Annotated in this window: 22 protein-coding genes and 3 tRNA genes; 8 read left to right on the top strand and 17 right to left on the bottom strand. The window is 60.0% G+C overall.

Annotated features, from left to right (window positions below; translation table 11 throughout):
- Positions 1–33: 33 nt before the first annotated feature.
- Positions 34–714 (bottom strand): GntR family transcriptional regulator, encoded by a 681-nt coding sequence (locus BM036_RS14860; RefSeq protein WP_091853783.1) that lies wholly within the window; start codon positions 712–714, stop codon positions 34–36.
- Between the two features lie 311 nt (positions 715–1,025).
- Here BM036_RS14860 and galU point away from each other — a divergent pair, with 311 nt between their 5' ends.
- Positions 1,026–1,874, top strand: a complete 849-nt coding sequence (galU, locus tag BM036_RS14855; RefSeq protein WP_091853781.1) for a UTP--glucose-1-phosphate uridylyltransferase GalU — start codon at positions 1,026–1,028, stop codon at positions 1,872–1,874.
- 19 nt (positions 1,875–1,893) lie between these two features.
- On the opposite strand, the gene BM036_RS14850 is transcribed toward galU, so the two are convergent.
- Positions 1,894–2,310, bottom strand: coding sequence for a helix-turn-helix domain-containing protein (locus tag BM036_RS14850; protein WP_091853779.1), 417 nt, complete (start codon positions 2,308–2,310; stop codon positions 1,894–1,896).
- A gap of 125 nt (positions 2,311–2,435) precedes the next feature.
- Positions 2,436–3,152, bottom strand: a complete 717-nt coding sequence (locus BM036_RS14845; RefSeq protein ID WP_177186072.1) for an enoyl-CoA hydratase-related protein — start codon at positions 3,150–3,152, stop codon at positions 2,436–2,438.
- Between the two features lie 183 nt (positions 3,153–3,335).
- Here BM036_RS14845 and BM036_RS14840 point away from each other — a divergent pair, with 183 nt between their 5' ends.
- Positions 3,336–4,157 (top strand): RibD family protein, encoded by an 822-nt coding sequence (locus tag BM036_RS14840; protein WP_091853775.1) that lies wholly within the window; start codon positions 3,336–3,338, stop codon positions 4,155–4,157.
- On the opposite strand, the gene BM036_RS14835 is transcribed toward BM036_RS14840, so the two are convergent.
- The 4 genes from BM036_RS14835 to BM036_RS14820 are packed head-to-tail and all read right to left on the bottom strand — an operon-like array spanning position 4,105 to position 8,365.
- Positions 4,105–5,049, bottom strand: a complete 945-nt coding sequence (locus tag BM036_RS14835; RefSeq protein ID WP_091853772.1) for a lysylphosphatidylglycerol synthase transmembrane domain-containing protein — start codon at positions 5,047–5,049, stop codon at positions 4,105–4,107. The genes BM036_RS14840 and BM036_RS14835 overlap by 53 nt on opposite strands.
- Positions 5,046–6,971, bottom strand: a complete 1,926-nt coding sequence (locus BM036_RS14830) for a glycosyltransferase family 4 protein (protein WP_091853770.1) — start codon at positions 6,969–6,971, stop codon at positions 5,046–5,048. The genes BM036_RS14835 and BM036_RS14830 overlap by 4 nt, the downstream gene beginning before the upstream one ends.
- The gene (locus BM036_RS14825) at positions 6,958–7,356 is read right to left on the bottom strand and encodes a 6-pyruvoyl trahydropterin synthase family protein (RefSeq protein ID WP_091853768.1); all 399 of its coding nucleotides are present in this window, start codon (positions 7,354–7,356) and stop codon (positions 6,958–6,960) included. The genes BM036_RS14830 and BM036_RS14825 overlap by 14 nt, the downstream gene beginning before the upstream one ends.
- A gap of 16 nt (positions 7,357–7,372) precedes the next feature.
- On the bottom strand, positions 7,373–8,365 hold the full coding sequence (locus tag BM036_RS14820; protein WP_342714482.1) for a zinc-dependent alcohol dehydrogenase: 993 nt from the start codon (positions 8,363–8,365) through the stop codon (positions 7,373–7,375).
- A 110-nt stretch (positions 8,366–8,475) separates the two neighbouring features.
- Here BM036_RS14820 and BM036_RS14815 point away from each other — a divergent pair, with 110 nt between their 5' ends.
- The 4 genes from BM036_RS14815 (at position 8,476) to BM036_RS14800 (ending at position 11,124) form a co-directional block, all read left to right on the top strand.
- A complete protein-coding gene (locus tag BM036_RS14815; protein WP_091853766.1) occupies positions 8,476–9,207 on the top strand; it encodes a CDP-alcohol phosphatidyltransferase family protein in 732 nt (243 codons plus the stop codon).
- 2 nt (positions 9,208–9,209) lie between these two features.
- Entirely contained in the window at positions 9,210–9,830 is a 621-nt protein-coding gene (locus tag BM036_RS14810) for a YceI family protein (RefSeq protein WP_091853755.1), read from the top strand.
- Positions 9,831–9,978: 148 nt separating this feature from the next.
- The gene (locus tag BM036_RS14805) at positions 9,979–10,971 is read left to right on the top strand and encodes a DMT family transporter (protein WP_091853753.1); all 993 of its coding nucleotides are present in this window, start codon (positions 9,979–9,981) and stop codon (positions 10,969–10,971) included.
- 76 nt (positions 10,972–11,047) lie between these two features.
- Positions 11,048–11,124 (top strand) — tRNA-Val (locus tag BM036_RS14800).
- Positions 11,125–11,946: 822 nt separating this feature from the next.
- On the opposite strand, the gene BM036_RS14790 is transcribed toward BM036_RS14800, so the two are convergent.
- From BM036_RS14790 to dapA, 5 genes are all read right to left on the bottom strand, one after another.
- A complete protein-coding gene (locus BM036_RS14790) occupies positions 11,947–12,954 on the bottom strand; it encodes an NAD-dependent epimerase (protein WP_091853749.1) in 1,008 nt (335 codons plus the stop codon).
- A gap of 102 nt (positions 12,955–13,056) precedes the next feature.
- Positions 13,057–13,788, bottom strand: a complete 732-nt coding sequence (locus BM036_RS14785) for a TIGR04219 family outer membrane beta-barrel protein (RefSeq protein ID WP_091853747.1) — start codon at positions 13,786–13,788, stop codon at positions 13,057–13,059.
- A gap of 76 nt (positions 13,789–13,864) precedes the next feature.
- On the bottom strand, positions 13,865–14,581 hold the full coding sequence (gene purC / locus BM036_RS14780) for a phosphoribosylaminoimidazolesuccinocarboxamide synthase (RefSeq protein WP_091853745.1): 717 nt from the start codon (positions 14,579–14,581) through the stop codon (positions 13,865–13,867).
- A gap of 73 nt (positions 14,582–14,654) precedes the next feature.
- A complete protein-coding gene (bamC, locus tag BM036_RS14775; RefSeq protein ID WP_091853743.1) occupies positions 14,655–15,731 on the bottom strand; it encodes an outer membrane protein assembly factor BamC in 1,077 nt (358 codons plus the stop codon).
- The gene (gene dapA, locus BM036_RS14770) at positions 15,732–16,610 is read right to left on the bottom strand and encodes a 4-hydroxy-tetrahydrodipicolinate synthase (protein WP_091853741.1); all 879 of its coding nucleotides are present in this window, start codon (positions 16,608–16,610) and stop codon (positions 15,732–15,734) included.
- A 74-nt stretch (positions 16,611–16,684) separates the two neighbouring features.
- On the opposite strand from dapA, the gene BM036_RS14765 reads away from it, so the two are divergent.
- Positions 16,685–17,155, top strand: a complete 471-nt coding sequence (locus BM036_RS14765) for a peroxiredoxin (RefSeq protein WP_091853850.1) — start codon at positions 16,685–16,687, stop codon at positions 17,153–17,155.
- Between the two features lie 48 nt (positions 17,156–17,203).
- Here BM036_RS14765 and BM036_RS14760 read toward each other — a convergent pair whose 3' ends face one another.
- Entirely contained in the window at positions 17,204–18,280 is a 1,077-nt protein-coding gene (locus tag BM036_RS14760; protein WP_091853739.1) for an AI-2E family transporter, read from the bottom strand.
- A gap of 9 nt (positions 18,281–18,289) precedes the next feature.
- Positions 18,290–18,523, bottom strand: a complete 234-nt coding sequence (locus tag BM036_RS14755; RefSeq protein ID WP_091853737.1) for a sulfurtransferase TusA family protein — start codon at positions 18,521–18,523, stop codon at positions 18,290–18,292.
- Positions 18,524–18,622: 99 nt separating this feature from the next.
- Here BM036_RS14755 and BM036_RS14750 point away from each other — a divergent pair, with 99 nt between their 5' ends.
- The gene (locus tag BM036_RS14750) at positions 18,623–20,095 is read left to right on the top strand and encodes a M48 family metalloprotease (RefSeq protein ID WP_091853735.1); all 1,473 of its coding nucleotides are present in this window, start codon (positions 18,623–18,625) and stop codon (positions 20,093–20,095) included.
- Between the two features lie 70 nt (positions 20,096–20,165).
- Here the strand turns inward: BM036_RS14750 and nadA are convergent, their stop codons facing one another.
- From nadA to BM036_RS14735, 3 genes are all read right to left on the bottom strand, one after another.
- A complete protein-coding gene (gene nadA, locus BM036_RS14745; protein ID WP_091853733.1) occupies positions 20,166–21,227 on the bottom strand; it encodes a quinolinate synthase NadA in 1,062 nt (353 codons plus the stop codon).
- A 207-nt stretch (positions 21,228–21,434) separates the two neighbouring features.
- Positions 21,435–21,510 (bottom strand) — tRNA-Lys (locus BM036_RS14740).
- Between the two features lie 45 nt (positions 21,511–21,555).
- Positions 21,556–21,631: transfer RNA gene (locus BM036_RS14735), tRNA-Lys, on the bottom strand.

Below are 21,631 nucleotides of genomic sequence, written 5' to 3'. Positions count from 1 at the left end.
TTTCCTTCTTGTTCATGAATGTTGGGTTCGGGATCAGAACGAGATCTCGCCCTGTTCAATCTTGCGTTCGATATTCTGTCGGGCAGCGTTGATGTGGCGTTTCATCAGGAACTCCGCCAGCTCGCCATCCCGCTGGGCAATGGCCTCCACGATGCGTCGGTGTTCACCCAGTGCCCGGTGTGGCCGGCCGCTGGAGGTACTCAGCCGGTAGCGATACATGCGCACCATGTAGTAAAGATCACCCAGCAGCATTTGCGCGAGCTTGGTGTTGCGGCTGCCGGTGGCGATGCGGTGGTGAAAGTCGTAATCGCCTTCAGCCTGGTAGTAGGCCTGACCGAGGGCTTCCTCAATCATGGCTTCGTGGCTGTCTAGGGTAGCTTGCAGGTCTGCGATTTCCTGGTCTGTCATCCGCTCCGCTGCCTGGCGAGCCGCCAGCCCTTCCATCACTTCACGGATGCGGTACAGCTCCAGCAATTCGGCGGCACTGACAGACACCACCCGCACTCCGGCGTGGGGGCGACGAACGAGCAGACCCCGGGACTCCAGTCGGCCGAGGGCTTCACGCACCGGGCCGCGGGTCAGGTTGAAACGCTCGCACAGGTCCAGCTCACCAATTTTTTCACCGGGGGCCAACTCGCCTTTTACGATGGCCGTTTGCAGACAATCGAAGGCTTCATCGGCGCGAGTCTGAGTGATCGTTACGGGTGCGTTCATAGTGTTTGTCAACAATATTAAAATTAACAGCGTGAAAGTTACGCCCATCCTCTCATATTGTCAACAATCCAAGGGATTGACGCCCCTTTCATTGTTAACATTCGGCAGGCGCACCAATTTAGTGCGCTTAAGCAATGTCGGGGGCTGTGAAAAAACCGTAAAAAAGACGCAACCTCCCGGTGTTTCCCTTTATGGCGATACCTTGGTTACACTTGGCATGCTTTCTGATTGCCCGACTACCAAGCGTTCCGGAGGCGCCAGGCCCGTGCTGGCAGCCCCAATCAGGAAAACCACATAAAAGGACGATATTGATGATCAAGAAATGCCTGTTCCCCGTTGCCGGCTACGGCACCCGCTTCCTCCCCGCCACCAAGGCCATGCCCAAGGAAATCCTTCCCATTGTTAACAAACCCCTGGTGCAGTACGGGGTTGAGGAAGCGTCCGAGGCTGGCATGAACGAATTCGGGTTTGTGACCGGTCGGGGTAAGCGGGCCATTGAGGATCACTTCGATATCAGTTACGAGCTGGAGCACCAGATTGCCGGCACCGGCAAGGAAGACCTGCTCACCTCCATCCGGGACCTGATCAACAACAACACCTTTGCCTTTACCCGCCAGAACGAAATGAAAGGCCTGGGCCACGCCATTCTCACTGGCCGCAACCTGATGGGTGACAACCCGTTTGCGGTGGTGCTGGCCGATGACTTCTGCGTCGTTCCTGAAGGCGAAGACGGCGTACTGACCCAGATGGCCAAGCTGTACAAGCAGTTCCGTTGCTCCATCGTGGCCATTGAGGAAGTGCCCAAGGACCAGACCCACAAGTACGGTGTCATCGCCGGCGAGCCCATGAAGGACGGCCTGTACCGCATAACGGACATGGTAGAGAAGCCCTCACCAGACAAGGCGCCGTCCAACCTGGCGATTATTGGCCGCTACATCCTGACACCGGATATTTTTGAGATTATCGAGAACACCAAGCCGGGCAAGAACGGCGAAGTCCAGATTACTGATGCCTTGCTGGAGCAGGCGAAGAACGGCTGCGTGCTGGCCTATCAGTTCAAGGGCAAGCGGTTTGACTGCGGTTCCATTGAAGGGTTTGTGGAAGCCACCAACTATGTGTACGAGAACATCTACAAAAAGAACCGGGACAAGAAGAAGTGAGTTAAGCGCACGGGCCGCATCAGCGACCCAGTAACTGCAGGATCATGCGCCGGTTTTCTTCCGTGCTCTTGCGGAACCGGCGCAGCAATTCCGCTTCCTCCTCATTGGGCTGAACCCGCTGCACCTGCCGCTCAAGCTCTTCCAGTGCCCCGGCAAGCTCATCACTGTTGGAAAACGCCAGCCCCGGCAGTTCCAGTTGACCGGGATCATCGAGTTGTGACGTATCCAACAAGGACTCCAGGGGGACTGACAGGTGACGGCACAGGTCAATGAGCTCATCTACCGCCGGATATAGTCGCTGACGGGCGTCTACCTGTTCCCAGCGGGTAACAATGTCCGGCGTCACGCCCACCAGTTCTGCCACGTCACGACGGGACAATTGTCGCGCCTCGCGGGTGTCCTTCAGCCTTTGCCAGAATGTTTCCAGGTAACGCATGGGGTGACTCCTGCCGACTATGGGCTGTTATTCCGGACAGATACTCAGAACCACGATCCGGGAGCATGCATCCTACTGTATCCGTAAAGCGGTATTCGCGCGACAGCGTCTCTTCGAGAGGGTCGCTACTCGCCCAGGGTGGCCTGCCAATCGCGCTCGGCGGCAAACCCGGTTTCCAGCGGCCGCATGCGGGCGTGCTCTACCAACTGGCGAATGCCCTGAACCACCAATGGGTTAAGCCCTTCGGTGCTGGCCGCCAGCGTAATGGCCGCGGCCACCGGCGAGTCATTCACCTCATCCACCAGACCACCTTCAAGCGCCTGCGCCGAACCCCACTCCAGGCCGCAGAGCAACATCCGTTTGCTGACGGACTCTCCCAGCAAACGAGGCAATAACTGGGTACTCCCACCCATGGGAAAGCGCCCACTCCGGGGTGCGTCAAACCCGAAACCAGCATGGCCGGACGCCACCCGGAAGTCACAACTAAGGGCCAGTGCCACGCCTTCGTCACGGGCCTGCCCGTTAATGGCGGCAACCGTCAACGCCGGATATTTCCTCAGGGTGGCGTAGGCCTGGGAGTATAGCCTGGCCAGCTGACTCAACGGCACACGGGCGTCTGTCAGGGCTGACTCCAGTGTACCCCCGCAGAACCAGTCAGACCCGGACCCGGTTATCACCAGCGAAGGACAGGGGGTCTGGCGGGCAAGGTTGCCCAGCACCCGGTGCAACTGCTCCAGGCTGTCACCGTGCCAGCGGTTTTCCGGCGGTGCATCCAGGGTGAGCACCCAGAGGGTTTCCGGTGCATCGGATTGGTATTCCGTTGCGGGGGTCAGCTTGATCAAATCGAATTCCCGTGTCGTTGCAAACAAAGTAGGTGCTGCGTGAATTACAACCGATTCACCGGGGACATTTCCACTGGCAGGGTCTACTTTATGACTTTAGAGTGAATCAATCGGGGATTTTTACGTAACTGTTATGGCAGTACCGCAAACACCCGGGATCCACCCCACAAACTTGAGGCAGTGATGACACCCGAGCAGGCCTGGCAGATAATTCTTCGGCAATGCCACCAGCCCGATACGACCAGCGACCGCTGGCCTTCTGAAGTCCCCCTGTCTGACGATGACCATGCGCGACAACTGCTGCAGCTTTTTCAGCCCCTGATAGAGCCGGCATTCGCCAACCAGAAACAGGGGATGTATGTGGTTGCCCAGATGGGCCAGAGTCTGGACGGGCGGATCGCCACGGTCACCGGCAAGTCCCGCTATATTAATGGCGAGGACGGCCTGGTTCACCTGCACCGCCTGCGGGCGGTATCCGACGCAGTGCTGGTGGGCTCCGGAACCGCCAGCGCAGACAACCCACGGCTGACGGTTCGTATGACCAGCGGACCCAACCCGGTGCGGGTTGTGGTGGACCGCAACCGTCGCGTGCCAGAAAGCCACCACCTGTTTACCGATGGCACTGCGCCAACCTTGCGACTGGTGGCGAAGGATGGCCACTCACCGTCACTTCCGGATGCCCTCACTGGCGGTGTACAGGACATTCCCTGTCTGACTGGCGGTAACGGGCCGATCGCCCCCCGGGAGGTACTCGCAGTTCTGGAACGGCTTGGCCTGAGGCGAATTTTTGTGGAAGGCGGCGGCCAGACGGTCTCCACGTTTCTGACCGCAGGATTGGTTGACCGCCTGCACGTGCTGGTAGCGCCTATGATCATTGGCAGCGGTCAGCCTGCATTCTCGCTGCCGGAAATCGACAGCCTGGGCGATGCGCTACGCCCGACGGCACGCATGGTCAATCTTGGCACGGATATGCTGTTTGACCTGGCGTTTGACACCGGCCGTTGAACAGGAAAAACACACCCGGTAACGCGGATACCAGCACCAGCACCCCGTAGCACACCGCCAGGGCCACGCCCTGTTCGGCGTCCATGCCCACCAGCGGCCACAGTACCGCCGCTGCACTTTCCCGAATGCCCCAGCCTGACACCGTCAGGGGAATGACCATGGCCATCAGCAGGACCGTGCACAGAGCCAGCAATAGCCCCGGCGCATCCACCGCCACGGAAAACCCAAGACCCATGGCCAGGCACCAGAACGCTGCCAGGTAGGAGGCGATAACCGCCAGGGAAGAGGCAAGCTGCAGCGGCAGGGATCGCCTGCTGAGAAGTGCCCGCCATACATCGGCTTGAAAACCGGCCCACCAGTTCGCCAAAGGCGGTGCCCGGAACAATGACCAGGTCAGTAGTACGGCAACCAGGATTCCGGGCAACAGGAACAGCCCCGGCATGGGCGGCGTCGGCAGCGGTAACCAGGCCACGGCCAGCACTGCGGCAAGGAGAAACAGTACCAGTTGCCCGGAGAGTCGCTCGATCATGACGCCATGGACCGCCAGCGTTGTGGTCTGCACCCGGTGCCGATGCCGCAACGCCCGCCCCGCGTCGCCAACCACGCCCCCTGGTACCAACTGGTTCACCAGTGTGCCCAGGTAATACTCGCCAATGGCGTAACCCAGCGGCAGCTGCCCACCCAGCCGACGCACCGTGAACTGCCAGCGCCAGGCGGAGATAACGACCTGTAATGGCGTGATAGCCAGTGCCGTTAACAGCCAGGGCCAGCGCACAGTCTGCAACTGCGCGCCGACGGCTGCCGGATCCACCAGCCAGAGCACCGTCACCAGCAACAACAGGGTCAGTCCCCAGCGCAGTACTGGCGAAACACGACGAACCCGGAGGGTCACAACCCCGGTGCTCCGAACAGGTCGATATGGTCCACTTCAATGCCCAGCACCCCCTGTTTGGCCTGTTCCAGCCGGCTGTCCAGCCAGTCTTCCAGCCAATCGGCCGGCGCGTCGCCCTCGCCGGGCAGTCGTTCAATCTGCGCCTGGGCCGCCGCCACCCAGCCTTCCATAAGGGCTGCCTGCAGCGCCGGGCAGCGTTGGTCCAGGTGCCAGGTGCTGGGTGCCAGCTGAACCTGGTAGCCATTGGACCTGAGTGCATCGGCCAGGGCCTCGCTGGCCCTGGGGCCACAAGCTGCACCGGTACCCTTGTCGCCGTGCTGATGCTGGTTGACCATCGCCCTCAATACATCGTCGCAGGGATGCGCCGGAAACAGGCGGAAGCGACCCGCATAGGAAAGCGTCACCAGAACCGCTGAGGAACGTGCTGCGGCAGCACTCGCTAACGCCTCCAGCCAGGGTTGTGATACCAGGTCGATCAGCGCCGAGGCGGTGACCAGGTGTAACGGCGCCGGCAAGGCCGCATCGAGGTCGCCGGCTTCAAGCCGACGAGGGTGAAGGGTGGTCGACACGTCGTCTACGGCCACCGTGTTCAGCAGCGTCTCATCCTGGTCATAGAGGTGCCATTGGCAGCGCGCGTTCAGCCCGGCAGGAAAGGACTGGCGGAGATAACGCCAGTTGGATCCGCGGCCAGCGCCGATATCGGCCACGACCAGGGCCTGGTCGGATCGCTGCTCCAGCCAGTTGACCGTTTCCGCGCAAAGCTGGCGGTCACGGGCCTGGTGGTCCGCCGGTTCCCGCAACCGCAGCCAGTCTTCGGCAAAGTCACTGCCGTGCGGGAGGCTTGCACCGGTGGTTCCTGCCACACGGTCAAACTCACGCGCGCACTGGTCCCAGCTACGCAGGGCGTTTGCACTCTCGCGGGCCGCGGCCCGTTGGTCCTGCAACAACGCCCGGTCCTGTAATCGCTCGCTGACCAGCCGTGCAAGCGCCTCAGTTTCGCCGGCAACGTAGGTGACGCAACCGGGGCGATTGGCGGTCGCCGCCAACGCACCACCATCGGAGGATATGACCGGCAAACCGTGGGCCAGCGCCTCATCGATCACCATGCCGTAGCCTTCATAGTGAGAGGGCAGCACAAACAGGTCAGCCTGGGCGAACGCACGGGTCAGCTCCGGACCAGAGAGCTCGCCGTCTAACCGGATGCGCCCTGTCAGACCCAGCCCGGCGATCCTGGCCCTTACACGGCTGGCGTAGTCCGGGTTCCGGTCCACGGAGCCCACCAGTTCACAGGTCCACCCGCCCCCATCCAGCCTGGCCAGGGCATCCACCAGGTCCAGTTGCGCTTTTCGCGGAGACAGGTGGGCGACACAGAGGAGCCTGACCTCCCCTCGCCCAGCCCCCTGACGGCGAGACCCGGGACTTTCCGGGTCCCCCGGTCGGTGAACGCCCGGGAGCACCACCTGGACCTTCGACGACGGCACGCCAAATCGTCCCAGACCAAGGGCTGTGGTTTCGCTGGTTGTGATTACCCGGGTGACTGCTGCCAGGGCCCGGCGTTCGGTCTCCAGGAAATGGGCGCGCTCGTCGTCACCGAGGCCGGTCTCGTCCGCCAGCGGATGGTGCACCAGTGCCACCAGGTTGAGGCGAGGGCCGTGGACCTCTGCCGCTTCCGGGTAACCACACAGGGCGAGGCCGTCGACGACAACGGTGCCGTCGTCAGGCACCGACGCCAAGGCGTTATCGAGCGCAGCCCGCGCGGTGTCATCCACCTTTGGAAACTGGCCCTCCAGCCCCTGAAGACTGACTTCACGGCCCATCCGGCGGAGCCCGGCCACCACCTCCCGGACATAGCCATAGCCGCCGGTCCGTTGGTCCGGGTCACCGGGAACCAGGAACCGGTAACGGCACTCAGAGTTCGCCACGATAGCTGGCCCAGGCGATGTGGGATTCAGACAGGGTGACTTTCAGTGCTGTCAGGGCCCGTGCGCCCTCCCCCAGTTCGCCATTGCGAACTGCCTGGGCCACCGAGTCGAAGACATACCGAGCCATGAATTCCGTGGTCGTGTTATGGCCCGAGAACTGGGGCAGCTCGTCCAGGTTCTGCATATTGATGGGCGCCAGGACCTTGCCCAGGACCTCGCTGGCCAGGCCGATGTCCACAACCAGGTCATGGTCGTCCAGCTCCGGGCGTTCGAAACTGACATCCACCACATAGGTGGCACCATGGAGCTTCTGGGCCGGGCCAAAGACCTCGCCGGTAAAGCTGTGGGCAATCATTACGTTGTCGCGGACGGTGAGTGTATACATGGATTGTCCTTCTGGTTCAGGAATAACGGATGCGGTGACAGAGGGTGTCAGAAGCCCCACAGGCCAGTTCCGCCATAACGTCGGGTAACTGTTCGAAGTCGCTCTCGCCGGTAATCAGGGCATCCAGCGCAGGGTCTGCCATTAACCGGATCGCCAGCGCCATGCGGTCGCGGTAGGACCAACGCGGTAGCTGGCGAGGATTCAGCTGACCCACCTGGCTGGAACGCAAGGTCAGGCGGCGGGAATGAAAGCTGCCCCCGAGACTGGCTGGTACGACTTGCTCGCCATACCAGCTCATTTCGATTATGCGAGCTTCGTTGCCCGCCAGGCCCAGGGCCGTCTCCAGCCCCGAGGGCTGGCCGCTGGTGTGGAACACCAGGTCATGGTCATCCTGGGCCAGCTCAGGCGCCCACTCAACACCCAGCATCGCCAGCACGGCCTGACGGTTAGCGTTGGGGTCAACGGCGGTAACCCGGGTGCCAGCAATACGCCCCGCCAGCCAGGCGACCAGGCAGCCAACGACACCGCAGCCAACGACCGCAATACGGTCCCCTACCAATGGCTCGCCATCCCAGAGGCCATTGATGGCGGTTTCCAGGTTGGCCGCCAACACCGCTCGGCCCGGGGGTATGTCTTGCGGAAGTATCGTCACCGTATTGGCGGGCACCCGATAGCGGCGCTGATGCGGGAACAGGCAGAAGCCGTAACGACCCACCAGCCTGGATGGCCCGTCCACCACACGCCCCACATTCATATAGCCATAGCGAATCGGCCCCGGAAACTCTCCCTGCTGGAACGGCGCCCGCATCCGCTGGTACTCAGATTCCGGCACCTGGCCATTGTAGACCAGGGCCTCGGTTCCACGGCTTATGGCGCTGTAGACTGTCTCCAGCTCCAGCATCGGTCCGAGGTTGTCACTGCTGTGATCCACCTGGCCCGGGGCAATCTCGCTATAACCGTTACCGAAAGACCAGAAGGCCGGTGACATTTCCGTTGACGGGGAATTCATACACACTCCATGCTGAGGGCAGTACCCGCTAAGCGGCTGTCGCTGTGAACCAATCGCTGCAGGCGCGGGTATAAACAGCATGACAGTATAGATTACGACAGGTTACGGCTATGGATTCCTCGCCAGCACATCGTGCACCGCAACCGCTTCCGTTGGCGGACCTGTCACTGGGTGCGGCCGCCCTGGCCGGACTGTTGTTGCTCACGACCCGGATCGCGCCCCTGTCGCCAGTCACCACGATTCTGGCCGTTGCCCTGTACAGCGGTTTTGCGCTGGCCATTGTCGTGGGCCTGGGCCTCTCAGGCGGCCGCTTCGGTCCCGCAGATCGGGTAACCCTGGTGCGCGCTGTACTGGTCCTGTTTCTTGCCAGCCTGGCCGGAACCCCGGTGCTGCTGCAAACCCTGGCCTGGCCCTATGCCCTGCTCTGCCTGCTGGCACTGATCATGGACGGCGCGGATGGCTATGTTGCCCGACGTACCAATACGGCGAGTCCGTTCGGCGCCCGCTTCGATATGGAGCTGGACGCCTTCTTTATTTTGGTGCTTTGCGTCGCCCTGATGTTACTGGGAAAAGCCGGCGCCTGGGTGTTGCTGATTGGCCTGATGCGTTACGGCTTTGTCATGGCGGGAATGCACTGGACATGGCTCAATGAACCCTTACCGGAGAGTTTTCGCAGAAAGACCATCTGTGTCTGGCAGCTGGTTACCCTGATGGTCGCCCTGCTGCCCCCCGTACCCGATTGGTTTGCCCATGCTACGCTTATAATGGCACTGGTCCTCCTGGCAGCGTCCTTTGCCCTCGACATCCGCTATCTATACCGGCACAGCACAACAAGGAGCTAGTGATGACTATTCGAAGGAACCCTTTAAATCCCATTGTCGCTGGCGTTGCTGCGCTCAGTCTCGCGCTGTCCGCAAACAGCACGCTTGCCGAACCGAAGAGCTACAAGATCGATGAAGAGCACCTGTCCATCACCTTCGAGGTCAATCACCTGGGCTATGCGTCGGTGATCGGCTTGTTCCTTGAGGGCAAGGGCCAGTTCGAGTATGACGAGGAAACCAACGAGGTACCGTCTGGCAAGGTGGTCATTCAGAGTGCCAGCGTATTCTCCAACCATGACAAGCGGGACGAACACCTGCGCAAGGAGGACTTCCTCCATAGCGATCGTTATCCCGAGATCACCTTTGAGGTGACTGACTTTGAAACCACCGGCGAGCGTACGGGCAACCTGACCGGTGACCTGACCCTGCTGGGCCAGACACGGCCGGTAACACTGGACGTCACCCTGAACAAGGCCGCGGAATACCCGATTGGTCACAAGGAATACACGCTTGGCATCTCTGCCAGCACCACCATCAAGCGCAGTGACTGGGGCATGACCTACGCCCTCGATCCCCTGATGGTAGCGGATGATGTGCATTTGCGCTTCGAGTTCGAGGCTATCCAGGACGAAGGCTGGTTCTGACGTTTCACCAGCAAGGCAAACCTGGTGACATCGGTTATACCCGGGCAACACCGACCCGGGATGGGCACCCCTGTAGCCGGGCAAGGATTAGGCCGGACGTGGTGAGCATGCTAAACTCCGCGGCCTGATTTCCGGACACGTTCTTGCCATGGCCCTCTCTGACTCCCATAAAGCTGACCTGCTTCTCGTCTTTGTGACCTTGCTGGCCGCCGTCAGCTGGGCTTTCTCCAAAGAGGCGGTGCTGCTGATGCCGCCGTTGCTGTTCATGGCCATGCGATTCCTGATGGCTGGTGCCATCCTGGCATTCTTTGCGCGCCATCAGCTACCGCGCCTGGGTGTCCGACAAATGCTCCGTGGTGCCCGGGTAGGCCTGGTGTTCGGCTCTGCCATGAGTTGCTGGGTGATGGGTATCTGGCTGGGCGTAAACCTGGGTGAGGCCGCGTTTATTACCAGCCTGGCGGTGGTGATTGTTCCCGCCATTGCCCGCATTTTCTTCCGCGAACCCCAGCCCCTGAACACCTGGCTGGCGATCCCGGTGGCCATTTCTGGCCTGGCCCTGCTCTCCCTTGAAAATGGCTTCCGCCCGGAGCCCGGGCAAATGCTGTTTGTGGTGGCAGCGCTGATCTTCGCCATGTCGTATATTCTTACGTCCCGTACCGCCAATACCCGTACTGTGGTGAACGCCAGCGGTGAGCAGGTTGTCAAACAAAAAGTACCTGCCCTGCCCCTGACGGCCCTGAGCATGACCACGGCCGGGGTACTTACCGGACTGGTATCGCTGATCTTCGAGGAGTGGCAACCAACCTTCGATAACTTCACCGGTCCCATGTTCTGGTGGCTGGTGGGCAGCGCGACCATCGGAACTGCCTTTCGCTTCTTGCTGCAGACCTACGCCCAGAGTCTGTCCTTCAACAGCCATGGCGTGGTGATACTGATCCTGGAGCCGGTGTGGGTGGCGTTGCTGGCCTGGGTATGGTTCAGCCAGACCATGAGCCCCACGCAACTTGCCGGTTGCTGCGTGATCCTGCTGGCGCTGCTGATTAACCGCTGGACGGTGCTGGCCCGGGCTATCAGGAACTGGCTGCGCAAGTCCGCCCGGGCACGCCGTATTGCCCGTATCCGCGCCGCCAACCGGGGATAACCGGCAACATAAAAAAGTCAGGGAAAACGGTTGACCATCCCGGTCCGGATCAGTATATTTCCTCCCCGTTGAACACAGGACCATAGCTCAGTTGGTTAGAGCGCTGCCTTGACATGGCAGAGGTCGGCAGTTCAAATCTGCCTGGTCCTACCAGATTCCTGAAAGCCCCCGCTCCTCACGGACGGGGGCTTTTTTGTCCGAGTAGCGTTCGGTTCGCGAATGGTTTGGCCCCCAACCGGGCTTGCGCCCCCGTTTCATTTGACCTATTCCAGGGCACCGACCACACTTCTTCTGCATGATGTTTTAAACGCGATTGAATTTGCCCACCTTTTCATCAGGAGGATGTCATGGCGCACAAGCAGATCCAGACTCCATCAGCCCAGACGGCTGGCATCGCCACGCTGATACTAGGGCTTATCGGACTTGCCGCAGGGATATGGTATTACCGGGAGCACACCGCCACGAGATCGCAACGGCTGAGACGCCAAGCCAACCGCCAGCTTCGCAGGGCGGAAAGGAAACTGCGCCGCTGACGGCCGGGGCCCTGGCTTACCAAGGCTCAAAGACGCTGTTCTCTGACTGTTTTAACAGCAGTTACCCGAAGACTTTCCACCTAAATACCTGACCTGCTCATGCCTGAGCCCAACCCGGCCCAGGGTCTTCCCGCCAGAGGGCCTGGGGACCTTTCTTCGAAACAGTCAGAAAACAGGGTTTTCGTTTCGAAGAAAGGTCCCCGGGCCCGGTCTGCCAGAATCGCACCCGTTGCGAACCTTCAGACATATTATCTGGAGTTGGTGCAAAACGCCGAAGGCCCGGCACCCCCTTCCGAAACGAGAACCCTGTTCTCTGACTGTTTCGGAAGGGGGTGCCGGGCCTCCGGCTATCAGGCTTCCTGCTTGCCTGCTTTTTACATCAGGTTGTGGATGAATACGGCAAGTACGGCGATTGGCATTACATAACTCAGGAGGTTGCCCGCTACACGCCGTAGAACGCACGATACCAGTCGACGAAACGACCAAGGCCTTCTTCAAGGGAGGTTTCCGGTTTATAGCCGACGTCGGCAATCAGTGAGTCGACATCGGCGTAAGTCGCGGGAACATCGCCAGGCTGCATTGGCAGGTAGTTCTTTTCGGCGGTCTTGCCGGTCTTTTCCTCGATGATTTCGATAAACCGGGACAGCTCTGCCGGGTTGTTGCTGCCGATGTTGTAAAGCCTGTACGGCCCCTTACTGCTGGCGGCGTCCGGGTGCAGGCCGCTCCAGTGGGGGTTGGGCTGGGCCACATGGTCAAGGGTTCTGACCACACCTTCGACGATGTCATCGATGTAAGTGAAGTCGCGCTTGTGGTGGCCAAAGTTAAAGACGTCGATGGGCTCCCCCGCCAGGATCTTGCGGGTGAAGATAAACGGCGCCATATCCGGCCGCCCCCAGGGACCATAAACGGTAAAAAACCGCAGGCCGGTGGTAGGCAACTGGTACAGGTGGCTGTAGGTATGAGCCATCAGTTCATTGGCTTTCTTGGAGGCTGCGTACAGGCTCACCGGATGGTCCACGTTGTCCTGCACCGAGAACGGCATGGTCTCGTTGGCTCCGTAGACGGAGCTGCTCGAGGCATAGACCAGGTGCTCTACCCGGTTATGGCGACAGCCTTCAAGGATGTTCATGAATCCCACCAGGTTGGAATCCACATAGGCATTGGGGTTCTCGATGGAGTACCGCACACCGGCCTGGGCAGCCATGTGAGCGACCCGCTGCGGCTGGTGTAGCCGGAACAGCGCCGCCATTGCCTCCCGGTCGGCAATATCCTGACGGACCTCGGTAAACCCCTGGAAGTCACGCAGACCTTCGAGTCGGGCTTCCTTCAGCCGGGTATCATAGTAGTTATTGACGTTATCGACGCCAATGACTTCGTCGCCCCGCTCCAGCAAACGCCGAGCGAGGTGGAATCCGATAAATCCGGCGGTGCCGGTGACAAGAATTTTCAAGGCGTTGACCCTGTTCCCTGATGACTCTTTCGCCAGCGGGCTGCTCCCGTCCTTCGCGGCGATGGCAGGCTTCGCTGGCTCTCCTTATTTAACTGACCGGGATCAGAAGCTGAACCCGACGCTGGCAAACGGACCACCGATGTCGATATCGAGGCGGTCGTCGCCGTCTTCGTAATCAACGGCCATCTCCCGGTAGCCCGCCCGGAGCTGGAGACCGGCAACAGCATACTGGCCGTAAATGTCATAATCGTACACGGAATCACCGCTGTAACTAATGACATTACCATTAACACCGACAGATACGCCGGTGAGGGGAAGGTCAAACCTGGCGGCGGCGTAAACCATGGGAATAACCGCGTCCACCTCAGTGGTACTGCGGGTCAGATCAGCCACATCCACGATCTCCAGTTTCGCATCCAGGTCGCGGGCGGTCAGCCCCAGGTCCAGGTTGACCCAGTTGTCCAGCACTTCGTAGTACAGCGTAAGGTCGGTCTGACGCCAGTCGAGGCTGGAGTCCACCGAGGCCCCGGCAGGAATATTGTCATAGCCGTTATCCAGTTCACCGCGCCCGGTCTGGTCAACTTTTACATAGCTGAGGCGGACATTTGGCAAAAGCGGAACCGGGTGCTCCAGAAATGCGCTAAGGTTGGCCTCGGTGTTGTTGCTGAGGTCCAGCTCGTTCTCAACGTTAACCCGGTCACCACCTTTGGAGGACTTACCTGAAAGGTCAGAATCCCAGTAGCCGATGCTGGCCCCAAAGCCCAGCACGTCAGACTGGGCGGCTGGAACCACTGCAATGGCGGACAGCATCACGGCAGATCGGATCAGTTTCATAAGCGGGTCTCCCCTGCGTGGAATGCGTTACAGATACGGTGTAAAACAAAGGGGCCCGGTGGCCCCTCTATTGTGATTATTCGTCGAAGTTGATGCCGAGACGCCGGCCAACCTCTTCGTAGGTCTCGATGACCTCGCCGAGCCCCTGGCGGAAGCGGTCCTTGTCCATCTTCTTGCGGGTTTCCCGGTCCCAGATACGACAACCATCCGGACTGAACTCGTCCCCCAGCACGATGCGGCCTTCACTGCGGCCAAATTCAAGCTTGTAGTCCACCAGCAGCATGCCGGCATCTGCGAACAGGGCCTTGAGGACGTCGTTTACCTGGTAGGTCAGGCGCTTCATTTCCGCCAACTCTTCGGCGGTGGCCCAGCCAAAGGTTATCGCCAGCGACTCGTTCACCATGGGGTCATGGAGCTCATCGTTCTTGAGGAACAGCTCGTAGGTAGGCGGATTCAGGTCCTGCCCTTCTTCCACGCCCAGGCGACGACACAGGCTACCGGCGGACACATTACGTACCACGCACTCTACCGGAATCATTTCCAGCTTCTTGACCAGGGACTCCGTCGGCGACAGCAGTCCCTCGAAATGGGTGGGGATGCCAGCGGCTTCGAGCTTTTCCATAACAAAGGCGTTGAACCGGTTGTTCACCATACCCTTGCGGTTCAGCTGCTCTTTTTTCTGGCCATCAAAGGCCGAGGTGTCATCCCGGAACACCAGGACGAAGCGGTTCGGATCGTCTGTGGTAAAAACAGACTTGGCCTTGCCCGCGTAGAGTTCTTTGCGCTTTTCCATATCGGTCTCCGGCAGCCGACGCCCGTGGGGCGATCGGCTAGCGTCTTTGTTCATGCCAGCGTCACGCCGGCCATCAATAGAGGTAATCGTAAAGCCGCGTAATCAGTGAGCGGGAATAGTTGCCGCCGTTATAGTCATTGGCCCGCTCCGCGGTCACCACAACTGATCCGTCCTGTTCGCTGAGCAGGATACGGTTGGTCGCTTCCGGCGCCACTTCGTCACCGGCGAACCAGCTGGTCAGCCAGCCACGACGGCGATCCTCTTCCGGGCGTCCATCCACCAGGAAATAACCAGCGCTCTGGTCCAGATCCAGCACCGGGATATTCTCGTCTTGCAGGACCCGGCGAATCTCGCTCCACACCCGCCCGAAAGGCAGGTCAACGGCAATGGCCTGGTCCCGCTCGGCCGTGGCTTCGAGCAGGGTCACCCTCGGCTCACTACCCATGGCCAGGGCGGCCCGGGAGTATGAACGGCTGTCCTCGCGGGACTGCAGGAACGACGACAGGTTCTCCAGCAGGTCTTCTTCCAACCCCTGGTCCAGGGATTCGTCCTGCCAGGGCATTAACCCACCCGGCGCGCCGGCTACCGTGCGGGGCCGAACCTGCACTTCGGTAGTCTTGCGACGGACGCCGGGGGCCAGGCGAACCTGCACCACGATTCTTGACTCGTCTTCGGTGGCTTCGCCGAGGCCGACCAGGTCACGGGCGCGACGGCTGAAATTAACGATCTCGCTCTGCATCAACCCAAGCTGGGTACTCTCTTCCGCCACAGCCAGTCCGGTTTCATTCATCCATGTCGCCACGGCAGGCCAGATACGACCGGGCACATCGTTGACCAGCAACCATGACTGGTCATCGACGGATTCAACAACATAGTTCTCGTCAAGGATTTCGGCCGTCAGGTCCGGCGGCTGAGGCACCTGATTGGCGAGGGTGGCAGAACCTTCCACATCGCGAATCGGGAATTCGGCGCGCTGCCGGGGGAGCGGCTGACCGTCGATGCCCTTCAGTGCACGGGACTGCTCGGCGGTCGCATAATCGTCCGACCGGTCATTGATCAGGCTGCAGCCACTGAACAGCAAGCCGGTCATGGCAACGGCCAGCATGGCCGCCCGGGGACGGAAGTCTATTGTGCTGGAACGCTCGGTCATTCAGATTACGCCTGCCGCCTGTAGAGCTTCTTCGACCTCACCATGGAACTTTTCGCTGAGGGGCGTCAGAGGTAGCCGGATACCGGTGTCAATCTGTCCCATGCGCTGAAGGGCCCACTTGACAGGAATCGGATTGGCTTCCAGGAACAGTTTACGGTTCAGCGGCTCAAGGATGCCGTTGAGTCGCTCGGTTTCCTCACGGTTGCCGCCTATGGCCGCCTCGCATAACTGGGACATCAGCCGGGGGGCCACATTGGCCGTTACCGAAACGTTACCCTTGCCACCGGCCAGCATGAGCTCTGCCGCCGTGGCATCATCACCAGAGTACACAGCCAGCCTGCCCTCGACGGCCTTGATCAGCTCGACACCCCGGGGGATGTTGCCGGTAGCATCCTTGATGCCCACGATATTGGGAATGTCCGCGAGCCGCTCTACCGTCTCATTAAGCATGTCACAGGCCGTGCGCCCGGGAACGTTGTAGAGAATCTGGCTGACGCCGGGCACCGACTCGGCAATGGTCTTGAAGTGCCGGTACAGACCTTCCTGGGTCGGCTTGTTGTAGTACGGAACCACCAACAGGCAGGCATCAGCGCCGAGCTTTTCTGCCTCCGATGTCAGTGCGATGGCCTCGTGGGTAGAGTTGCCGCCTGTGCCGGCAATCACCGGAATCCTGCCCGCCGTCCGTTTGATGATCTTCTCGATCACCTTGAGATGCTCTTCAGGGGTCAGGGTGGCTGACTCGCCAGTGGTACCGACAGCAACAATGCCGTGGGTGCCGTTTTCAAGGTGAAAGTCCACCAGGGCGTCCAGTTGCTCCCAGTGGATGCTGCCATCCGGGTGCATGGGCGTCACCAGAGCGACAAGGCTTCCAGTAATCATAAGGACTCCGTGCAGATAAAACGGTTATGGTAATCTTGGGTGTCAACCGACACAAGGGAAACAAGGGAGAAGCCATGGCAAAGCCAGAACTTGACCAGATTGTTCAGGATTTCGAAGCACCGGCCACCGGGGACCAGACAATACGGCTGTCAGACTTCCGCGATAGCCACAATGTTGTCATCTATTTCTATCCCAAGGACAACACCCCCGGCTGCACCTCTGAAGGCCAGGATTTCCGTGATCTCCACGACCAGTTCCAGGCCCACGACACCGTCATTTTCGGCGTTTCCCGGGACGGGCTCAAGGCCCACGAGAACTTTCGGGCAAAATACGAGTTCCCGTTCCACCTGATCTGTGACAAGGACGAATCTGTCTGTGGCCTGTTCGATGTCATCAAGCTCAAAAAGCTCTACGGGAAGGAGTACATGGGCATCGATCGCAGCACTTTCCTGATCGACAAGGAAGGACGCCTGCGCAAGGAATGGCGGGGCGTTAAGGTGAAGGGGCACGCCCAGGAAGTACTTGAGGCGGTCAAGGCCTTGTAACCGTCACGGCCCGGCTTGCCACAAGGCTGGCCGGGCCTTCGCCGCAACTTACTGGCCACGGCGGCCTGGCAAGGGTTCCGGATGGACCGGCCAGGCAGCAAACACGGCCTTGACCATCGTCGCCAGGGGTATCGCGAAAAACACCCCCCATAGGCCCCAGATACCCCCGAAGAACAGAACCGCGATAATAATCACCACCGGGTGCAGATTATTGACCTCCGAGAACAGCAGCGGCACCAGCACGTTTCCGTCGAGGGCCTGGATAATACCGTAAGCCACCATCACCCAGATGAAGTGCGATCCCCAGCCGAAGGCAAACAACGCAATCATGGCAACCGGCAGCGTAACGACCGCCGCGCCAATGTATGGAATGACAACGCTCAACCCAACCAGCAGTGAAAGCAGTGCCGCGTAGGGAACCCCGAGAATCTTGAACGTCACGAACGTAACCCCGCCCACGATCAGGATCTCCACGGCCTTGCCGCGCACATAGTTGGCACACTGCTGATTCACTTCCTGCCAGATCTGGCTCATCATCGGGCGCTGGCTTGGCAGCAACCGGGCGATCGCCCTGAGGATCTGCCGACGGTCCTTGAGGAAGAAGAACACCAGGATGGGCACCAGAACCAGGTAAATGAGCAGCCCCAGAAGGTCAGGGATACTGCCAAGGGAAAAAGACACCAGCCACTGGGTCAGGTTGCCCGCCTCGGCAGCCACCTGGTGGTAGAAGTCGTTCACCGCCTCAATGGAAATCAGGTTCGGATACTGTTCAGGCAAAAGCTCAAGATATGTGCGCATCTCCCTGAAAATTCTGGGAGCTTCTGTGGCAAGGGAGGCGAGCTGGGTCCACACCAGCGGCATCAGGCCAAACAGGAAACCCGCCAGGGTCCCCATGAAGACCACAAAAACACCGGTAATTGACAGCAGCTCCGGAACGCCCCACTGGGTCAGACGGGTTACCAGGCCCTGCAGGATAAAGGCGATAATGACAGAGGCGATAACCGGTGCCAGCATGGCCCCGAAGAAAATAATGGCGAGAACGCCACCTACCAGCAGCAGGAACAGGATGACCGCTTCGTCATCTGAAAAATATTTATGGGCTATGCCACGGAGAATACGAACCATTATCCTGTCTTACTCCTGTCCACCAACACGAATCACGAAACGATAACGCCCCCCGGAATCGTCACTGCTGACCAGCGAGTGGGGCGTGTGGGACAACCAGGCGGGAATATCCCGAGCCGAGCCCGGATCGGTCGCCAACACCTCAAGCTGCTGCCCTGGCGCCATGGTGCCAATCTGCAACTTGGCCTTCAGCAATGGCATTGGGCATCGCAGCCCGGTAGCATCAAGGGTAATATCAACCATGGGCGCGAATGAACCTTCCTGACATGGATTACAGGGACACCATTATGCCCATGCACCCTGTTACTTGCATCGTTTTATGCGGAGTTTAACGACCAAGGTATGACTTTCGATTGCTCTTGCCATAACCGCCCAGGAAAACGCCTGCTGGCGCTGGCCATGATCCTGGTCATGGTACTCGCCCCCCTTTCGGCCTCAAGGGCACAGCAGCGAGATCTGCCGTCTATTGGCGGCCTGGGAGGCGGGCTGTTGTCTGACCGCATGGAGGAGGATATCGGTCGTCAGGTCATGGCTTCCATACGCCGCTCTGCCAGTCAGATACACGATCCCCTGGTGGCCGAATACCTCACCTCCGTTGTCTATCGCCTGGTGCCTTACACACCGGTCAGTAACCGCGAGCTCACGATCGTGGTCATTGATAATCCGGCCATCAATGCTTTTGCGGTGCCGGGCAATATCGTTGGTGTTAACGGCGGACTGTTTCTCCATGCCCGCACTGAGCAGCAGTTCGGATCTGTAATGGCCCACGAACTGGCCCACCTCAGTCAACGCCATTTTGCACGCCGCCTCGAGCAGCAGGAACGCTCGGCCCCCCTTACCGCAGCCGGCATTATTGCCGGCATTGTACTTACCGCGGTCACCGGCTCTGATGCAGGCATTGCGGCTATCATGGGTACCCAGGCCCTCTCGGTACAGAACATGCTCGCCTACAGCCGCGCCCACGAACAGGAAGCGGACCGGGTCGGCCTGGACATCATGGCGGACGCTGGCCTTGATCCGAGGGGCATGCCTGAGATGTTCGAGGTAATGATGCGTCAGAGCCGGCTGCAGGGAAATCGGCCACCAGAATACCTTTCAACCCACCCGCTGACGGAGTCCCGGGTATCCGATACGCGCAGCCGTGCAGAACAGTACGCAGCAAGTGGTGCCAGCGACACCCTTGAGTACCACCTGGTCCGGTCGCGTCTGCAGGTTCGCTATGCACGCAATCTCGGCGAGGCCATTGAAGCTTTCGAGGCTTACCTGAAAGAACCGAATGCCGGCCAGAAGGACGCCGCACGCTATGGCCTGGCCGTTGCCCTGCTGGCGGACGGGCAACACGCCCGCGCACGGACGCTACTGGAAGATCTTCTGGAACAAAGTCCTCACCGCATCACTTACCAGGTAACACTGGCAGAGGCTCTCCAGGCCCAGGGCAACCTGGCGGAGGCACGGCAACTGATGGAGAGAGCCCTGCAGCGCAACCCGGGCAACTACCCGATCATGGACCGGTTGGCTCTCATCGAGATCGAGGCAGGCAACGGCAGCCAGGCCGCTGACTACCTGCGGACCCTGACCCGGGACCACCCACAGCGGGAAAATCTCTGGTTACGGCTGGCCGAAGCGGAAGGCATGGCCCGGAACATTGTGGGTGTGCATCGGGCCAGGGCCGAGTACGACATACTGACGGGAGACCTGGAAGCGGCACAGCGCCAGCTACGCCAGGCCCAGGAACGGGTGCCAGCTACAGCCCCGCTGCGCCAGGTAATATCCGAACGACTGACAGAAGTCAGTCGCCGGCTCAGCCAGTCATAGCGCTGCCTGGTCCATGACACTCAGCGCAGGAAGGCCCTGCGCGGAACATGGATTACGTCGAGGTCGTGAATCAGGCGTTTCCAGCCGCCTTCAGGTTCATGTTGGCGGTAAAGTCCAGCATGCGACGCAAGGGCCGCAGGGCGTCTTCACGCAGGGTCTCATCCACATGGACTTCCTGGGTACCCTGCTCCAGCACCTGCAACAGGTTTTCCAGCCCATTCATCGCCATCCAGGGGCAATGGGCGCAGCTGCGGCAGGTAGCCCCGTTACCCGCGGTAGGGGCCTCGATGAGCGTCTTGTTAGGGGCCAGCTGCTGCATCTTGTAGAAGATGCCGTTATCAGTCGCCACGATAAAACGCTCATTCGGAAGTGACTGTACCGCATGGATCAGCTGCGAGGTGGAGCCGACCACATCTGCCATGTCCACCACGGCTTCCGGTGATTCCGGATGCACCAGGACGGCAGCATCGGGGTACAGGGCCTTGAGGTCCTCAAGGCCACGATACTTGAATTCCTCGTGGACAATGCAGGAGCCATCCCATAGCAGCATGTCGGCACCCGTGGTGCGCTGGATGTAGTTGCCCAGGTGCTTGTCTGGCGCCCACAGGATTTTCTCACCCCGGGCATCCAGGTCCTCCACGATGGCCTGGGCGCAACTGGAGGTAACCACCCAGTCTGCCCTCGCCTTTACCGCAGCAGAGGTATTGGCATAAACCACCACGGTACGGTCCGGATGCTGATCGCAGAACTCTGCGAACTCATCCGCCGGACAACCGATATCCAGCGAGCAGGTAGCCTCCAGGGTGGGCATCAGCACCCGCTTTTCCGGGTTCAGGATCTTGGCGGTTTCACCCATGAAGCGCACACCTGCCACCACCACGGTGGAAGCCGGGTGACGGTTACCAAACCGTGCCATTTCCAGGGAGTCCGCGACACAGCCGCCTGTCTCTTCAGCGAGGCGCTGGATATCCGGATCCGTGTAATAGTGCGCGACGAGTACCGCATCCTGCTCCTTGAGTGCCTCGCGGATGCGGGATTCCAGCTCGGCCTTTTCCTCGTCGCTGAGGGGCTTGGGCTCCGCCTTGTGGGCCAGGTATTCCTGGACCAGGATACGATCTTCAAGTCGAGTCATGGTTGTGTCTCTGTTGTTACGCCTGATGCTGGCAGTATATCACCCTTGCCGGGTTGTCACCCTCCTGCCACAGACCTGCAATCTGCCTCATGGATCATTGGAGGGTTGCCAGTACCTACCTTGTTTTATGAGGTTTTTCGGGCAAAAAAAAAGAGCCCGAAGGCTCTTTTTTACAGCAGGCGGATGATCCGGATCAACCTGCCCTATTGGTGGGTCGTGAAGGATTCGAACCTTCGACCAATTGGTTAAAAGCCAACTGCTCTACCAACTGAGCTAACGACCCGTAACCGGGAAATACAAGCCAGCGTTCCGTGCCAACCGTTATGTTTGGTGGGTCGTGAAGGATTCGAACCTTCGACCAATTGGTTAAAAGCCAACTGCTCTACCAACTGAGCTAACGACCC

Origin of the sequence: Marinobacter segnicrescens (assembly GCF_900111555.1) — a bacterium.
GTDB classification, from domain to species: domain Bacteria; phylum Pseudomonadota; class Gammaproteobacteria; order Pseudomonadales; family Oleiphilaceae; genus Marinobacter; species Marinobacter segnicrescens.
The sequence above is the reverse complement of the archived record's forward strand: the minus strand, read 5'-3'. Positions and strand labels throughout refer to the sequence as shown.

What these genes read in the sequence shown, in the direction of transcription:
- BM036_RS14860 (WP_091853783.1), bottom strand. Translation starts at nt 714, where the DNA reads ATGAACGCACCCGTAACGATCACTCAGACTCGCGCCGATGAAGCCTTC.
- galU (WP_091853781.1), top strand. Translation starts at nt 1,026, where the DNA reads ATGATCAAGAAATGCCTGTTCCCCGTTGCCGGCTACGGCACCCGCTTC.
- BM036_RS14850 (WP_091853779.1), bottom strand. Translation starts at nt 2,310, where the DNA reads ATGCGTTACCTGGAAACATTCTGGCAAAGGCTGAAGGACACCCGCGAG.
- BM036_RS14840 (WP_091853775.1), top strand. Translation starts at nt 3,336, where the DNA reads ATGACACCCGAGCAGGCCTGGCAGATAATTCTTCGGCAATGCCACCAG.
- BM036_RS14825 (WP_091853768.1), bottom strand. Translation starts at nt 7,356, where the DNA reads ATGTATACACTCACCGTCCGCGACAACGTAATGATTGCCCACAGCTTT.
- BM036_RS14820 (WP_342714482.1), bottom strand. Translation starts at nt 8,365, where the DNA reads ATGAATTCCCCGTCAACGGAAATGTCACCGGCCTTCTGGTCTTTCGGT.
- BM036_RS14815 (WP_091853766.1), top strand. Translation starts at nt 8,476, where the DNA reads ATGGATTCCTCGCCAGCACATCGTGCACCGCAACCGCTTCCGTTGGCG.
- BM036_RS14810 (WP_091853755.1), top strand. Translation starts at nt 9,210, where the DNA reads ATGACTATTCGAAGGAACCCTTTAAATCCCATTGTCGCTGGCGTTGCT.
- BM036_RS14805 (WP_091853753.1), top strand. Translation starts at nt 9,979, where the DNA reads ATGGCCCTCTCTGACTCCCATAAAGCTGACCTGCTTCTCGTCTTTGTG.
- BM036_RS14785 (WP_091853747.1), bottom strand. Translation starts at nt 13,788, where the DNA reads ATGAAACTGATCCGATCTGCCGTGATGCTGTCCGCCATTGCAGTGGTT.
- purC (WP_091853745.1), bottom strand. Translation starts at nt 14,581, where the DNA reads ATGGAAAAGCGCAAAGAACTCTACGCGGGCAAGGCCAAGTCTGTTTTT.
- bamC (WP_091853743.1), bottom strand. Translation starts at nt 15,731, where the DNA reads ATGACCGAGCGTTCCAGCACAATAGACTTCCGTCCCCGGGCGGCCATG.
- dapA (WP_091853741.1), bottom strand. Translation starts at nt 16,610, where the DNA reads ATGATTACTGGAAGCCTTGTCGCTCTGGTGACGCCCATGCACCCGGAT.
- BM036_RS14765 (WP_091853850.1), top strand. Translation starts at nt 16,685, where the DNA reads ATGGCAAAGCCAGAACTTGACCAGATTGTTCAGGATTTCGAAGCACCG.
- BM036_RS14760 (WP_091853739.1), bottom strand. Translation starts at nt 18,280, where the DNA reads ATGGTTCGTATTCTCCGTGGCATAGCCCATAAATATTTTTCAGATGAC.
- BM036_RS14755 (WP_091853737.1), bottom strand. Translation starts at nt 18,523, where the DNA reads ATGGTTGATATTACCCTTGATGCTACCGGGCTGCGATGCCCAATGCCA.
- BM036_RS14750 (WP_091853735.1), top strand. Translation starts at nt 18,623, where the DNA reads ATGACTTTCGATTGCTCTTGCCATAACCGCCCAGGAAAACGCCTGCTG.
- nadA (WP_091853733.1), bottom strand. Translation starts at nt 21,227, where the DNA reads ATGACTCGACTTGAAGATCGTATCCTGGTCCAGGAATACCTGGCCCAC.